This window comes from Sphingobium rhizovicinum (assembly GCF_042647625.1).
Taxonomy (GTDB): domain Bacteria; phylum Pseudomonadota; class Alphaproteobacteria; order Sphingomonadales; family Sphingomonadaceae; genus Sphingobium; species Sphingobium rhizovicinum.
On the sequence record NZ_JBHRVU010000005.1, the window covers coordinates 1,117,904 to 1,130,878 of the forward strand.

Here is a 12,975-nt window from a genome sequence, read left to right on the forward strand (position 1 = left end):
GCTGCGCCCGTCCTCAAATGGCGGGGGCGAGCCTCCTGACATGGGGTCAACTGCCGCGCGTCAGCGCGGCCGAACTGCGAAGATCGTTGCAAAGTGCCTGCTCCTTGGGGAATAGTTGGCGATGGCGGGCAGACCCCTTGCAATGAGGAGTCGATACATGCCCAAGATGACGGACCGCGAGCGGCTCGCGAAGATAGAAGCCGACCAGCAAAGCCTCGCCCAAGAGGCTGAAACGGTGCGGCGGGCTTTACGTGCGCACTATGGAAAAATCGCTACGGAACTTGCCGTCGAAAGGCTGAGCGAGCGCGAATTTCGGGATGTGCTCAGCCACGCGATCCGGGTCGGCGGCGGCGCTGCGATAGTGGCGCTCAGGACTCTGCCCGGTGCGAGCGCCCCGCCTGCACAGCCGCCGCTCAAGAAAGCTGTGGAGGCGCGAAGCAAGCCGCCGCAAGGCGGCGGAGCGAATGGCGACAAGGCAATACCCGTCGTCCAGTCCTAGCGATGTGGGATAGTGCCGCTGGCACAAAAAAAGGGACCGGCGCGCACATGCGGGCCGGTCCCATCCTTTTCTGCCTTGGGGCCTATGCGGGTATGACGCGCCGCCTGCGCTTGATGGGGATGTCGGGTGCCTGCTCGCTCGCCAGGAAAACATGGGTGGGCACGCGATGGCCGCTCTGAGGGTTGAACAGTTCATAAAGGCTGGCCTGTATGCCCGACCCTTCGCACAGGATCGCCTCAACCGGCATGAGTGCCGCAATGTCGCGATTGCGTTTAAAGCCCGCGCCTTTCCCGCGTCCATAGATGCCGAAGGTGACACATGGCACGCCCCTTTGCGCGGCCCATGCGGCGGCCGCGGCATCCACCCCCAAGCGCTGCCCGGTGGTGACAAGCAACATGCGCGGGATGCGCGTCCTGATCTGGTCAAGCCGGTTCCAGATGATGCGACCGTCATGCCAGTTTTGCGGGCCGGATACGACGACGATAGGGCCTTGCGGTTCGTAGCGCTCCCGCCGCTTTTCCGCCCGGACGCGCAGGAAGTCGAGCGCGGATATTTGGCTTGCGGTCGTGACATGGGACGCCCGCGAACCGCGAGCCGGGGACCATGGGCGGCCTGAGCAGGTGCGATACATGGCAGCGGCATAATCCCGCATCGCCTCAATGGCGGCGCGCTGTTCGGCTATGGACTGGCATTCAAGCTGCGTGTCCTCCAGCTCTTTCGTGAAGACTTCGCCCGGTTCCAGCCGCCGCGCCATGTCGCGGATCGTATCGGCTAACTGATCCTCGCGCCGCTCCAGTTTTCCGGCCACGAAATGCAACGAATTGACAATGCCCCATGCGACTTCGGGGGCAAGCGCCTCAAGGCGGGTATCGGTGAACAGGTCGAAAATTGACGCGATGATGCCGCCGCATTCCGCCTGCGCCGCGATGGGTTCGGGCATGTCGAGTTCTGCGGGTTCCTCGCCCCGCTCCATAATCGTAAGCGGTATGGGATCGCCGAACGACGCCAGAAAGTCAGGCGTGGCAATGAGGTCTGCATAGAGTTCCGGCAGGTCGGCAAAGCTGCTGACGCTCCGGTAGGCTGTTGGCTTACTCATGGGATCGCTCCTGTTGGGAGGCTGACGGTACAGGGCCGGGACAGAATGACGGCGCTTCCCGGCCCGTCATGGCTGCGACTAGAAAGGCACCTCATCGTCAAGATCGCGAGCGCCGCCGCCGGTATATTCGCCGCCTGCGCCTGCGGTGCTGCCGCCCGCAAAGCCGCCGCCCTGCCTTCCGCCGTAACCGCCAGAACCTGCGCTTTGGCGCTGCCCGCCGCCCGACCGTCCGCCGAAATTTCCGCCCTGTGCGTCACGGTCGCGCTCGCGCCGCCACTGGACGTCGAATCCGCTGCGTTCATCTCCGAAAAGAGCGATCGGCAAAGGTTCCCGGAAGCTCGGATCGTCGATCATGCCGGATAGGAAGGTTTCCTGGGTCTTGGTCATCTTGCGTTCCCAGACCACGCCGATCTGGATTTCATCACCCGCCGGGCTCGTCTCGAACAATTCATAGAGTGGAGCAGTATCGCTCTGCCTGTCCGCAACCTTGCGCATGATGACATAAGGAAAACGCATCTGGCGCGTCGCGATCTTTCCGACAATATCGTTGATCCGTTCGTCAAATGCGAAACTACCGATCTTCATGACTTCATCCTTTCATCCAAAAAGCGGCTTGAGTTTCCTTCCCCGTCCGCATTTTTAACTTACCCCCTTCCCTCCATTGCTTCTATCTCATTGATTTATTGACAGGTTCCCATCGTACCTGGTGAGCCCGAGCACAAAGACCGCCGCGTAGCGGCCAAAAGGACGCACCGGCCGCCTGCGGCCGGTTCCTTATCGACGGAGAGGGAGCGTGGGCCGGCTGACAAGTCATCGCACCCGGAGCCGCCCTCGCAGGTCCGAAGGCGCAGGACCGGGCTCTTGGCCACAACAGGCACGGGAGGGGCTTAGCGTAGCCTGGTGAAAAGGGGCCGGCGCCGCCGCTGAAACGGACAAACGCCGTCGGCCCCTTTTCGCCTGGCGGAGCTTGGCTCCGACGCAACTCGTTGTGGCCGAAACCGGTTCTGCAACGCGCGGAACCTGCGAGGGCGGCGAAGGGGGTGACGTCTTGTCCGCTGGCTCCACGAACCACATCGCGCGAAGCGCGATTCCATAGGCGAAGCCTGAAATGCGCAAGTCGCGTACCTGACAAAGCCGTCAGCGGCTGAAGGCTGACCTCTCCACCATCCCCGCGGAAGGGATCGTTACGGCGTCAGCCGCGAAGACCCCGCAGGGGGCTTGGTCGGAGCGAAGCGGAGATAGAGCCCGGTGCCCGGCGAAGACGGGCATCCGCCAACCCGCCGGAGGCAATCACCTTCCCGACCAACCTGACGACGGAGCTTTACGAGCCCCTGCCCACCCATCGCGGGCAGCCCCAACCGCACGAAAGGCACGATGCCGGGATGATCGATCAGACCGGCGCAGGCCCGATCCAGAGCAGTTCGAGCAGGCTTGCCCCTCGCTGCCAGCCCTCGATCTGCACAGGCTGGTCCTCATGGGGACGCAAATCCTCGGTCGTCTCGAGCCGCCAGACGGGACCGTCATCGACCTCAAGCCAAGGCCCGCGTTCCCCAAACCGGAGGATCCCCCGCAGACGAAGCGGTGCCTTGCTGGCGGTCACAGCGACGCTCCTCCGATATTCATCGAAGGCGTTTCGGAGATGCGAAGAGCAGGAGCAAAGACTGTAGAAATCGAGGCGCACATAGAGCGGCCCATGACACAGCCCAAAGGGGGATTGCAATCTTGTTCATTTTATGTTCCTTCTCCAGCTGAAGGAAACTGCCGTGATCCGTGCCTATCTTGCCTCTTATGATTTTAACCTGCCGCTGGGCGATGCGGCGGTCGACCCAGACCTGCCGCTGGTGCGCCGCAGGCTGGCGAGCCTTGCTTCGAGCGAAGGCCTGGATGGCGGTTATTATGAGGCCCAGGAACTGGCCGAAGCCTTTCTTGATGCCGCACGCGAAGCCAATGCTGATGTCATGAATGACGGCAGCCCGGCACGCAACAAGCTGCGGGACATCCTTGAACGCGACCTCGACTATCAGCGCGAGCTGTTCGAGGAGGTGTGCGAACTTCCGCTGGCCGACGCTGCCGCGCATATGTGCTGGCTTGCCGATCTGATGAAGAAGAGGGCCGACATGGCGCGCCCGATCGCGGAAATCGTCCGCAAATAATGGAGACCCTGGCAAGGGGAAGGCGGCGCGCGATGCGCCGCCTTCCCCTTGCCCAGCAGGTCAGGCGTTGCCCCCAAAGCTATGCAAGGCTTTGACATGCCGGGCCTCATGGGGGCCGAGCGTGGCGAGAAGAATGCGCTCCGCCGCGTCCACTTGCCCGACGCTGGTGAAGGCTTCGATGGTATAGGCGCCGCGCGCGAAATCATCATTGGGGGACGGCACCATCAGGGTATAGGCCTGCGGCCAGCAGCATAGCTGGAGCCATGGCCAGTCGGGCGCGGGCGGCGCGTAGCGCGCGAAGACGATCTCCTCGACGCGCAGCGCTGAGGGGCGCCGATCGAGGAGCGAGGGCGGGACCAACGAAGCGCGGCGCTCCAAAAGATAGGCCTCAAACTCGTGGGCTTCTGCCACCGTTTCGAGAATCACAGGATAATAGCGATCGAGCGCGAGCCCTTCCCCCGCGAAGCGGGGAGGAATGTCGATCAGGAGAATATCGGGGAGTGTGGGCAGCGGCCGCCGATAGTAAACTCTTCTGGCAGCGAGTTCGTCGATAAGGCGCATCGGCATCCAATAAGTGGCACCGGCATCCACCGGTCAAGGAAAGTTGTCACCGGATCGGCCACACTGCCATCAGGCGGCGAACGATAATGAAGGCAGCGCTGCGAAAAATGCCTGTCTCAACCATTGCCGCCAACGGGCACCCAAGGCATGGTCCGGCGCATGCTAGATCCCTTCGATCCAGATTCCTTCGTCATTGTCGCCGATGTCCACATTATCGGCATCGAACCGCGGATCAGCCGGATCCTCGAACTGCCGGTCAAACTCAACTTCGCCCAGCTCCACGATGTACTTCAGGTCGCCTTTGGCTGGACCGACAGCCACCTTCACCAGTTCCATGTTGGCGGTCTCACCATTGGTGCGCCGGAGTTCAACGAAGATGCGCTATACGGGCCTCGCACGTTCGAGGCATCCGAGATCCGGCTCCAGGATCTGACTTTTCCATACGAAGCCGAGCCCACGCTCACTATCGTCTACGAATATGATTTTGGGGATTGCTGGCGTCACCTGATCAGCCTTCGCCGCCAGCCGCGCGAAGACGGTGCCACATACCCGCGCTGCGTGGCAGGCACGCGCTCCGGCCCGCCGGAAGACGTCGGTGGTTATTCCGGCTACGCCGACTTTCTGGAGGCATGGATGGATCCGGCCCATGACGACCACAAGGACGTGCGCCGATGGGCCGGCCGGAAATTCGACCCCGAACTTTTCGACCTCGACGCCACGAACAGGGCGATCGCACGCGTTCTGCGAACATCGAAGGGTGATTATAGATTCAGGCGCGCCCGATCGTCCTGACTATCGACGCCGACGCAGTCAGTCCTTTCGGCGCGCCTGGCGCATGGATTCCACTGCGGCAGTGGTATCAGCTCGCTTTTGCGCTGCCTTGTAGACGGCGTTTCGGTCACGTCTGCCTACGGCCACAACGATCACAATCACCTCGGCGTCATGCACTTCATAGACAAGACGATAGCCGACACCGCGCAGCTTGATCTTGTAGCGATCCTTGCCCCCGGACAGGCGAGCGGAAGGGACGTGAGGCGCCGTAAGGCGTTCACCCAGCTTCTTTTTAAACTGTTCTCGCGTTTGCGAGTCCAGTTTGCGCCATTCTTTCAGTGCCGACTCAAGAAAGCCCAGCTCATAGTTCATCGAGGGCAATCTTGACGATGGTCTCACCCACACGCGCATCCGCGATAGCGTTCAGTTCGACATCTTCCAGACGATCCATCAGCGCCTCAAATGCCTTCGCTGGCACACAGTAGAAAGCAGGTTCATTGCGATTGAGAATAGCGACCGGGAAGCCCTCGCCCGCAGCGACGGTTCCCATCGGATTGCGCTTCAGCTCCGAAACGCTGGCGGTTGTTTCCGCAAGAACGATATTTGTCATCTCGATCACCAAAATCCATTAATAGAACTTTTAATAGCACTTTTAACGGTACGGTTCCAGCACCATTAAAAGACACGTCACATTCCCAGCCTTCAAAAACCCGAGGTCCACGTTGGGACGAAATGGAGGACCGATTGCCGCGCCCGCGGTGCTCTGCGCCGGGTTTCGATCTGTCCATAAACAGAGCTGGCCAAGACAGCGTCAGCCTTTCGCAGCACCGGCTCGAAGCCATGGACCGTCAGACGGCGCTAAGCCGCGGTTGCGCTAGACGTCCTCATAATCGATCGAGAGCGCGTCGGCGATCTTCTGGATTTCGCCGTGGCAGACCGGATCAGCGACGGAACGGGTCGAGACGGCTTCAAGGACCTCGCCGGGAACGCGGTCGCCAAAGAGCAGCAGGGCGAACTCGGGACCATATTGATAGGAGATATAGTAGAGCCCCTGCGCCGACGGGCAGGTCGTATGGATGCGCTCTGCCCAACTGCGTGTGATCGGATAGCTGCTTCTGGGGCCGGCCAGGAGACCGTTTCCGCTGATACCGATCTTGCGCTGACCTGTGGCAGTGATGCTGACAAGCTTCAGATCCTGGGTCGTGCTCACCTCGCTATGGGCATGCAACCGATAGTCGGCAGGATAGACGATGTCAGGCGGCGCGATCGAGGTTCGGACGCGCGGCGGCGTGTCCGGGCAACGCAGGATGATCTCGCAAGTGACGCATTCGAACGATTGCGCCGCATAGATCGTCGGGATGATCGCTCCGCCTGCATCGCGAATCGGCGAAAAGCGGGCGCTCCCCTTGTCGCTGTCATTGAACTGCGTCGACCGGAAGATTTTGGGGTGAATGCGATGCAGCGGCGTTCCCGCCTTCAGCAGATGATAGTCCTCCTTCCCAACCTTCATCGTGGCGGGATTAGGAACTTTGATGCTGAAGCGCATCAGCCGTGGACCGCAGGCTCGGCTTCCCGCTCGAAGGCGGCGATGACGGCCTCGGGATCACTGCCAAGCGCTGCGCCCGGTGTGTCGTCGAAATCGAGATGCTCCCGCGTCAACCAGAGCAGCAGCCGGAAATCGCTCCAATCGGCAGGCTTCGCCGCGATGATATGGCTCATCGCAGGGTAGATGCGCCGACCTTCGACATCGAATTGCAGCAGCGGGTAGACGGCGCGACCGTCCACGGTGAAGCGCAGCAATTCGTGCCGGTCTTCCTTGCGCTTCATGGTTGCCGATGGATTCGCCCCCGAAAGACCCAGCAGTTCGCAGGCTTCGGCCTGTTCGGCCATTTGGGTGCCGGCGAGAATGCGTTCCTGAAGCCGGGCACGGTTGAGCGCAGCCTTGAGCGGCGCATCATCGGCTTTCGCCAGATTTTCCCGCAGCATCACGCGATATTCCGAGATCAGCTTGGCGAATTCACCGGCGAAGGCGTCGCTCAGATAGCGCTCGGCAACTTTCTCGAATGCCGCGGCAAGCAGTTTGGCCGCATCGTCGGTTGCCTTGGCGCCGACCGTCTTCGCCGCTGCTTGAGGACCCAATGATGCCAGCGCGTGCTTCAGCAATTCGAGATTGCCCGCCCCTCCCATCGAGAGGTCGACCAGGACGCGGCCGTCAGCGACCGCCGAGGCGGCAAGCCCAGAAGAAGCATAAAATGGGCGGCCTTTCCCACGGCCGCGGCGATTCGCGCCGGAACCAGCTTGCTTGTCGATCGCGGAAGCGGCTACCATAAGCGTTGTCCTAGTTTCGCTATTCAGTAAGATATATATAGCGATTATAGCAAGAAAATGCCAGTCGGAATATTCCGGTGCGGGAGGGCGACTGGTCAGCGAGATATCGGACGGACGTCAGCCAAAGCGATAGCCTTCTTCGGTGAAGCTGTATCCATTGGCGCGGATCGCCTCATCGACCTGCTCATCGGCCGTTATGAAATCATGTTCGGCTTCCAGCTGGCGGTAGAGCCAGCGTGCGAGATCGCGGAGCGCGTCGATCACGGTCTCCTCGTCCGCGTTGCTCATATCCTGGCCCGTCGCGCTTTCCCGGCGGACAGTGATCTGCATGCTATATTCATGGCAGTATCGACCGGCATGGCGGATCTCTGCCCTGATCTGGTAGAAATTGCGCCGTTGGACGTCGAGAAGGCGGGCAGCGATGGCATGGAGGCCGGCGTCCTGCGGCGCATGGGCTCGCATTCGCCCTACGCTGTCGCGCGCGCAGCGATACGCTCCTTCATAGCAGGCCCCGTCGCCCTGGCTTGAAAAGCCCGAGAAATAGATTTTCGGCGCGGCGCGAGATCCCCCGCCCATGAGACGTACAGACTTTGTCGACAGCGAAACCCCGAGGATTTCACAGACAGTCGCGAAATCCGCAAAGCGGAACTCGTGCCAATCCTCATCAGTGGCATTGCGCCGATACCAGTCGCGCGCTCGATCGCGGGCTGATGCGTCCAGTTCGTCGAGTTGATAAACCGTCGTCTCGATAATCTGGGACATGATCTGCCTCCTCGGCTTCAGGCCGCACGGCGATCGCAGCCCTGGAAGAGGCCAAGATCACTCGCCATCAAAGTGTCGATATCAGGGGCGAAGCAGTCGAAGCTGCCATTGAGGTCGAGGACCATGACACGGTAGGTTGCGTCCGCAGCCTCATGATCCAGCTCGAAGGTCAGAGGCGGCAATTGCGACGTCATCTCGGGGTAGATGGCGCGAATGATCAGCGCCTCGATCCTTTTTGCAACGCATGCGAGTCGCGCGGCATCGCCGCAGGCAATGGCAAGGTGACGCTCGAACCAGGCGTCCGGTGCGATGACATCGGACAATCGGGTCGACGCGATGCGCTCCTCGCCGATCTGCGCCCCGATTACAACGCATCGCGCCCGCCGAGCGGCAGCGACGTCATCGAGCGGCACGAGAGCGCGATATTGGTAGATCGGCTGCGGACCAGCAAGGTGGGTTCTGGACACGATGACGTCCATGGCAAAATCCTTTGAATGGAGGAGGCCTGGCCGGGAAACGGCCGAATGCAGCGCACAAGTTCGGCGCCACCAAATGCCTCTCCCTCCCCTCCCCGGTCGCCAGATCGACCGGCGGGCGGGGATCGGCGGCGAGGCGAAGCGCACGCGATCTGCGTCAAGGGCGGAGGAGCCACGGGCAAGCCGCTACCGCAATCAGCCGGAGCCTCGACCCCAGTTCACACAGGAGGATCGCCGCTTCAGCCTCGCGGCAGCGGGATCGGGACGGCCTGACCGCTGGCGAGGTTGAGAAAGGCGCCGGCATGGCCGATCGAACCATGGCCAAGAAGGTCGAACAGCAGGGCAAGAGCGTGGCTCGCCACGACGCGATTGACGAACAGCGATTGGCGTTCGAGCGCCTCGGCGACAGAGCAGGATGGGGCATCGTGCTCGGCCACGCCCTCCTGCCCAAGCTCGGGGAAATATTCGAGGACCGTCGGAAGACGCCTGCAATCATCGTCGGTGCCGCGAGCCGGACAGCCGATCAGATATTGTCCATCGGTCGCCCGATTGCCGAGATCGAGCCAATAGGCTGGCATGGCGTTGAGTCCGCCTATCGCCGCGCCCAGTGCCCGGCGGGCCGCAGCCGTGTCGACACAGCTGATGAGGATATCGACGCTATCGAGGCTGATCGCACCGGGCACGCGACCATGGACCGCCTTCCAGGCGAGTCCGTGCGCCAGATTGATCCGCTCGGTCAGCGTGCGCGCTTTCGAGTTTCCGACGTCACACCGATAGAAAGGCTGGCGGCCAAGATTTGCCTCGGTGACGATATCATCATCGACCACGGTCACGGTGAGCGAGCGGGAGGAGATCGCGCGGAGCGCGGTATCGAGGGAGGCGAGGCCCATCAGCATCTGCGCGCCATTCCCACCACAGCCGACGAGCGAGATCCTGATCGCGCGATTGTGGAAGGTGGCAGGAAGATGGTGGCGTTCCAAGGTGTCAGGCTGCATCGGCCCCTCCGGAAAATGGGCTTCGCGGCAAAGGCAGGACCATTCCGCTATCGCACAGGCGCGACGCCATGGCAGGACGGTCCGGGTGATCCAGCCGGCCGAAGACAAGGGCTATCTTCGTCGCATGCGCATCGTCGGCATCATCAGTTGCGCTGAAATATGCCGAGCCGCGCCCATGGCTATGGATATCGCAGACCATGTGCCAGTCGGGCGGCAAGGTCGGGATACGGTAGACAAGGCGCGAAGGCGTCGCATCCTCGATGACGGGAAAATTCACCGCGAACTCTCCCGTCTTTTCGTTCCACACTATGAAGGCGGCAGCCTCGTTCGGGAGCGCAGCGCGGAAATGATCGAGAACCGACATCAGGTACACGCGCGGAATGAACCCACAGCGGAGGTCAGCCTTGGGTTCACCGACGCTGCCATAGGGGAGATAGGCGGCAATCGGCGGCGCCACGCGGACGTCGAGCGCAAGCCACGGCCTGCGCAGGATGAGCATCACGCCATCGTGGCCCACGGCAACGCCCTGGCCGGCGCGAGCCACCCGAAGCGCATCGAGACCCGGCGATCGCCCATGGAGCGGGATCGGGTAGCAGGGCATGGCCGCGAGCACCGCAGCCGAGGTCGGATCATCGGCGAGCACTGTCATGATCTCGCGCTCATCTCGATAAGCCTGCCTACGGTCATGGCGGCAGCCGCTTGCGTGCCCGCCGGTCGCCGGGCCTGCGTCCTGATGGTCGCACCGAACGGTTTGAGGCGCCTCACCGGGAAATGGCGCGCGCCCTGCGCGGCGAGATCGTCCCAAAGCCGGACGAGGCCGCCCTTCCCTCTGACCGTCAGTTCCTGGCCCGGATTTGGGTGCGTCGACCAGGAGTCGAAGACCGCGCTCTCATATTCAGGGATGGACGCGATGCTGAGCGCTTTGGGCTGGGGGATATTGCCCCAGCAAAGGCTGCCATTGATAAAGACGTTCAGAACAGGCGAGTGCAGCAGTTCCGTATCGGCGGTAGGGCGCGCGTTTGCGGGAAGAGCATAAACGCCGAGTCCGGATCTGGTGGCGACCAACAGATGGGCGGGATATGGGACCGGCACGGTCGTTCGTGCAGCGAGAAGCCGCAGGCCAGCGGGCGGAGAGGACAGCGCGAAATAGGCAGGGCGCACGCGCGCTGGAACCCACCAGGCGATCATGTCGGGATGCGCGACCAGGACATTGTCCGGCAGGATCTCAGGCACGACGGTCCGCCCCAACGCCTGCGTCCATTGACGCAGGTGCGCACGCGACAGCGGGACGCCGACGGCGATTGTCGGCTGGCCTTCACCGTCATGCTCGACGCTATGGATGCTGGCGAAAGCGGGCGCAGCTTCGCGGTTGGTGCCATAGGTCCTGAGGTTACGGGGCGGTTCGTTCCGATAGAGCAGGATGGCGCTGGTCAGCACCAGGCCGCCGCCACTGGCCTCGAAATAGCTGCTATGGTCGGACATGACGACCTCCCGATTTGGTTGGATCGAACTGGATCAGGTCCTGGACGCAAGCCAGCAATTGCGCGCCGAGGCGCAGCGAGGAGAACCAGTCGTCAATCTGGCTCGCATCTGACAGCGGGCAGAGGCCGGCGATGTCCATGAAGCCCATTTCCATGCCGTGCCGGGCCACTTCGTCCAGCTCCCGCGTGAAATGCTCGAAGGGAACGAGCGTCAAGGGCGGAAGGGAAGAGCATTCCTCGATGCCGGGGATGTAGTCGCAGACGGTTTCGTAATCGAACGTCCAGGCATTTCGCTCTGGATCTGTCTCCGCAAGGGCCTGGTGCGCGCGATCGAGAGCGTCCAGCTTGCGGCGTAAAGCGGCCGGCAACCGTCTGCGCGGTGCCGCATTGGCCGCGATCATCCAGTCGGGCCGCCGGGCGTTCAATTCTGACGGTAGCGTCAGTTCGTCGAGTTCCTCGGCATCGACGCCATAATGGTAGATCAGACTCTCGCGGGCCGGACCGTCTTCGGTTTGGCCGTCCCAATAGTACATGGCGATCTGCTCGAAGAGGTCGTCATAGCAGAATATGGGCAACAACAGACCGAGCTTCTGCTCGAGCGCCCGGTAGGCGGCCGCCCGCCATGATGTCGGTGCTTCGCTGGTCTCGATCCAACCAAGGTCCAGCTGCCCCAGCGTCTCGCAGGTGATGGCGATTGCGGGTGTGGCCTCCTCTTCGCTGCCAAGGACGGCGACGCGCAGATCGACCGCTTCGACACCAGACAATATCTCCATCACGGCTGCATCGAAGACCCGCTCAATATGTCGGCGCGCAGCAGCACGGGTGAATGCCCTGCCAGTCTCTTCCCGTGTCGCAACCCAGTGGCCGATCAGCTTGTGATGGGCTGCGAGCGGCTGATCGAAGACTGTCGGAATATCAGCCGAGAGCGCAACAGCCCGTCCGGCAAGGTCAACCGAGGGGAGGAAGGCGCAGACCTGCGGGGGGCGCAAGGGCTTCGCGGGCTTCGTTCGAGCCCTCGTTCGGGTCGAGCGCAATCCGCGCGTGGAGTGTCTGGGACCGGGCGCTACAGGCAGGCAGGGCGGAGCTGGTTGTGTCGCCATCGTCAGCCTCGATCCATTCGAGAAAGGGTTTTCGGTTAGCGGCCACAAGGGCTGGCCGGTTCTCTCGCGCCATGGTCAGCCCTTGGTGCCGACGGCGCGCCGATACTCGGTGACGTGAACGCCGCCCACGACCCCGCCATCGACCATCTCGGCGTTCAGAATCGCCGGATAAAGGGTTGCGTGATAGGCGCGCAGCGCGGTGCGGTCCTCGGCAAGATGCGGCGGAACCGGAAGGTCGATACCGTCATATCGGTAGGCGCGGGTAAGCTGGTCGATCTGCATGATTAACCTCGTCTGATAGGGGGATGGGTCAGCGCCGGCTGTCACCAGAGGCTGGCAGGCTCACCGGGCTTGGCGCTGGCGGGCGGACTGCTTTGGGCAGGGGCAGGTGCGACGGCGGCGGGCGGGGTCGACCTGGCGGTTGCGGGCTTCGCCTTCGCTGCCTCGGCGGAGCTTGCCCTTGCGGCTTCAGCGGCCTCCCGCTGCTCTGCGATCTGGTCTGCGAGCGTCTTGCGCGAGGCGATAAGCTGGCCAAGTGCGCCGTCGGCACCCCTGGCCAGTTCGGCATCGATCTCTGCGGCGCTTGCCGTGATGGAAATTGGCCGGCTCTCGCCGGAGGTCAGATTGTGGTCCGCACCTTCCGCCTTGCGCGGAATGATCGTGAGGGTGACGGTTTCATCGGGACCGGAGACGAGATCGAACCCCAGCGAATAACAGCTCAGCAGCGGGAGCAGGCTTGCAATCAGCATGACT

At 62.5% G+C, this 12,975-nt stretch carries 19 protein-coding genes; 3 read left to right on the top strand and 16 right to left on the bottom strand.

The features are described from left to right. The first annotated feature begins 157 nt into the window (after positions 1 to 157). Positions 158 to 499: a hypothetical protein gene (locus tag ACFOKF_RS23860; RefSeq protein WP_380799110.1), complete on the top strand. Its 342-nt coding sequence runs from the start codon at positions 158 to 160 to the stop codon at positions 497 to 499. Between the two features lie 82 nt (positions 500 to 581). Here ACFOKF_RS23860 and ACFOKF_RS23865 read toward each other — a convergent pair whose 3' ends face one another. The 3 genes from ACFOKF_RS23865 to ACFOKF_RS23875 form a co-directional block, all read right to left on the bottom strand. Further along, entirely contained in the window at positions 582 to 1,595 is a 1,014-nt protein-coding gene (locus ACFOKF_RS23865; protein WP_380799111.1) for a DUF2493 domain-containing protein, read from the bottom strand. Between the two features lie 78 nt (positions 1,596 to 1,673). Continuing rightward, the gene (locus ACFOKF_RS23870) at positions 1,674 to 2,180 is read right to left on the bottom strand and encodes a DUF736 domain-containing protein (protein WP_380799112.1); all 507 of its coding nucleotides are present in this window, start codon (positions 2,178 to 2,180) and stop codon (positions 1,674 to 1,676) included. Positions 2,181 to 2,985: 805 nt separating this feature from the next. Further along, positions 2,986 to 3,195, bottom strand: a complete 210-nt coding sequence (locus tag ACFOKF_RS23875) for a DUF5818 domain-containing protein (RefSeq protein WP_380799113.1) — start codon at positions 3,193 to 3,195, stop codon at positions 2,986 to 2,988. Between the two features lie 163 nt (positions 3,196 to 3,358). Here ACFOKF_RS23875 and ACFOKF_RS23880 point away from each other — a divergent pair, with 163 nt between their 5' ends. Continuing rightward, positions 3,359 to 3,748, top strand: coding sequence for a hypothetical protein (locus ACFOKF_RS23880; RefSeq protein WP_380799114.1), 390 nt, complete (start codon positions 3,359 to 3,361; stop codon positions 3,746 to 3,748). 60 nt (positions 3,749 to 3,808) lie between these two features. Here ACFOKF_RS23880 and ACFOKF_RS23885 read toward each other — a convergent pair whose 3' ends face one another. Beyond that, the gene (locus ACFOKF_RS23885) at positions 3,809 to 4,309 is read right to left on the bottom strand and encodes a hypothetical protein (RefSeq protein WP_380799115.1); all 501 of its coding nucleotides are present in this window, start codon (positions 4,307 to 4,309) and stop codon (positions 3,809 to 3,811) included. Positions 4,310 to 4,456: 147 nt separating this feature from the next. Between ACFOKF_RS23885 and ACFOKF_RS23890 the strand changes: the two genes are divergently transcribed. Further along, positions 4,457 to 5,101 (top strand): plasmid pRiA4b ORF-3 family protein, encoded by a 645-nt coding sequence (locus ACFOKF_RS23890; protein ID WP_380799116.1) that lies wholly within the window; start codon positions 4,457 to 4,459, stop codon positions 5,099 to 5,101. An 18-nt stretch (positions 5,102 to 5,119) separates the two neighbouring features. Here the strand turns inward: ACFOKF_RS23890 and ACFOKF_RS23895 are convergent, their stop codons facing one another. The 12 genes from ACFOKF_RS23895 to ACFOKF_RS23950 all read right to left on the bottom strand — a co-directional run bounded on the left by ACFOKF_RS23895 (position 5,120) and on the right by ACFOKF_RS23950 (position 12,971). Further along, positions 5,120 to 5,452 (bottom strand): type II toxin-antitoxin system RelE family toxin, encoded by a 333-nt coding sequence (locus ACFOKF_RS23895; RefSeq protein ID WP_380799117.1) that lies wholly within the window; start codon positions 5,450 to 5,452, stop codon positions 5,120 to 5,122. Then, a complete protein-coding gene (locus ACFOKF_RS23900; protein ID WP_449325401.1) occupies positions 5,442 to 5,699 on the bottom strand; it encodes a type II toxin-antitoxin system Phd/YefM family antitoxin in 258 nt (85 codons plus the stop codon). Before ACFOKF_RS23900 ends, ACFOKF_RS23895 begins: the two co-directional genes overlap by 11 nt. Before the next feature lie 255 nt (positions 5,700 to 5,954). Then, entirely contained in the window at positions 5,955 to 6,626 is a 672-nt protein-coding gene (locus ACFOKF_RS23905) for an RES domain-containing protein (RefSeq protein WP_380799118.1), read from the bottom strand. Further along, positions 6,626 to 7,408 (bottom strand): hypothetical protein, encoded by a 783-nt coding sequence (locus ACFOKF_RS23910; RefSeq protein WP_380799120.1) that lies wholly within the window; start codon positions 7,406 to 7,408, stop codon positions 6,626 to 6,628. The genes ACFOKF_RS23905 and ACFOKF_RS23910 overlap by 1 nt, the downstream gene beginning before the upstream one ends. 117 nt (positions 7,409 to 7,525) lie before the next feature. Continuing rightward, complete coding sequence (locus ACFOKF_RS23915) at positions 7,526 to 8,170, bottom strand: antitoxin of toxin-antitoxin stability system (protein ID WP_380799121.1); 645 nt, start codon at positions 8,168 to 8,170, stop codon at positions 7,526 to 7,528. Positions 8,171 to 8,187: 17 nt separating this feature from the next. Further along, the gene (locus ACFOKF_RS23920) at positions 8,188 to 8,649 is read right to left on the bottom strand and encodes a hypothetical protein (protein ID WP_380799122.1); all 462 of its coding nucleotides are present in this window, start codon (positions 8,647 to 8,649) and stop codon (positions 8,188 to 8,190) included. 236 nt (positions 8,650 to 8,885) lie between these two features. Beyond that, on the bottom strand, positions 8,886 to 9,641 hold the full coding sequence (locus tag ACFOKF_RS23925) for a PRTRC system ThiF family protein (protein ID WP_380799123.1): 756 nt from the start codon (positions 9,639 to 9,641) through the stop codon (positions 8,886 to 8,888). Further along, a complete protein-coding gene (locus ACFOKF_RS23930) occupies positions 9,631 to 10,290 on the bottom strand; it encodes a PRTRC system protein A (protein ID WP_380799125.1) in 660 nt (219 codons plus the stop codon). The genes ACFOKF_RS23925 and ACFOKF_RS23930 overlap by 11 nt, the downstream gene beginning before the upstream one ends. Beyond that, positions 10,287 to 11,123 (bottom strand): PRTRC system protein B, encoded by an 837-nt coding sequence (locus ACFOKF_RS23935; RefSeq protein ID WP_380799126.1) that lies wholly within the window; start codon positions 11,121 to 11,123, stop codon positions 10,287 to 10,289. Before ACFOKF_RS23935 ends, ACFOKF_RS23930 begins: the two co-directional genes overlap by 4 nt. Then, positions 11,110 to 12,111: a hypothetical protein gene (locus tag ACFOKF_RS23940; RefSeq protein WP_380799127.1), complete on the bottom strand. Its 1,002-nt coding sequence runs from the start codon at positions 12,109 to 12,111 to the stop codon at positions 11,110 to 11,112. Before ACFOKF_RS23940 ends, ACFOKF_RS23935 begins: the two co-directional genes overlap by 14 nt. Positions 12,112 to 12,297: 186 nt before the next feature. Next, a complete protein-coding gene (locus ACFOKF_RS23945; protein ID WP_380799128.1) occupies positions 12,298 to 12,504 on the bottom strand; it encodes a PRTRC system protein C in 207 nt (68 codons plus the stop codon). A 41-nt stretch (positions 12,505 to 12,545) separates the two neighbouring features. Further along, positions 12,546 to 12,971, bottom strand: a complete 426-nt coding sequence (locus tag ACFOKF_RS23950) for a PRTRC system protein E (protein WP_380799130.1) — start codon at positions 12,969 to 12,971, stop codon at positions 12,546 to 12,548. Between the last annotated feature and the right edge of the window lie 4 nt (positions 12,972 to 12,975).

Excerpts from the sequence above, each read along its gene's own strand:
- ACFOKF_RS23895 (WP_380799117.1), bottom strand. The coding sequence starts at position 5,452 with ATGAACTATGAGCTGGGCTTTCTTGAGTCGGCACTGAAAGAATGGCGC.
- ACFOKF_RS23885 (WP_380799115.1), bottom strand. The coding sequence starts at position 4,309 with ATGCGCCTTATCGACGAACTCGCTGCCAGAAGAGTTTACTATCGGCGG.
- ACFOKF_RS23865 (WP_380799111.1), bottom strand. The coding sequence starts at position 1,595 with ATGAGTAAGCCAACAGCCTACCGGAGCGTCAGCAGCTTTGCCGACCTG.
- ACFOKF_RS23870 (WP_380799112.1), bottom strand. The coding sequence starts at position 2,180 with ATGAAGATCGGTAGTTTCGCATTTGACGAACGGATCAACGATATTGTC.
- ACFOKF_RS23930 (WP_380799125.1), bottom strand. The coding sequence starts at position 10,290 with ATGACAGTGCTCGCCGATGATCCGACCTCGGCTGCGGTGCTCGCGGCC.
- ACFOKF_RS23945 (WP_380799128.1), bottom strand. The coding sequence starts at position 12,504 with ATGCAGATCGACCAGCTTACCCGCGCCTACCGATATGACGGTATCGAC.
- ACFOKF_RS23935 (WP_380799126.1), bottom strand. The coding sequence starts at position 11,123 with ATGTCCGACCATAGCAGCTATTTCGAGGCCAGTGGCGGCGGCCTGGTG.
- ACFOKF_RS23890 (WP_380799116.1), top strand. The coding sequence starts at position 4,457 with ATGGTCCGGCGCATGCTAGATCCCTTCGATCCAGATTCCTTCGTCATT.
- ACFOKF_RS23905 (WP_380799118.1), bottom strand. The coding sequence starts at position 6,626 with ATGCGCTTCAGCATCAAAGTTCCTAATCCCGCCACGATGAAGGTTGGG.
- ACFOKF_RS23920 (WP_380799122.1), bottom strand. The coding sequence starts at position 8,649 with ATGGACGTCATCGTGTCCAGAACCCACCTTGCTGGTCCGCAGCCGATC.
- ACFOKF_RS23915 (WP_380799121.1), bottom strand. The coding sequence starts at position 8,170 with ATGTCCCAGATTATCGAGACGACGGTTTATCAACTCGACGAACTGGAC.
- ACFOKF_RS23950 (WP_380799130.1), bottom strand. The coding sequence starts at position 12,971 with ATGCTGATTGCAAGCCTGCTCCCGCTGCTGAGCTGTTATTCGCTGGGG.
- ACFOKF_RS23925 (WP_380799123.1), bottom strand. The coding sequence starts at position 9,641 with ATGCAGCCTGACACCTTGGAACGCCACCATCTTCCTGCCACCTTCCAC.
- ACFOKF_RS23860 (WP_380799110.1), top strand. The coding sequence starts at position 158 with ATGCCCAAGATGACGGACCGCGAGCGGCTCGCGAAGATAGAAGCCGAC.
- ACFOKF_RS23910 (WP_380799120.1), bottom strand. The coding sequence starts at position 7,408 with ATGGTAGCCGCTTCCGCGATCGACAAGCAAGCTGGTTCCGGCGCGAAT.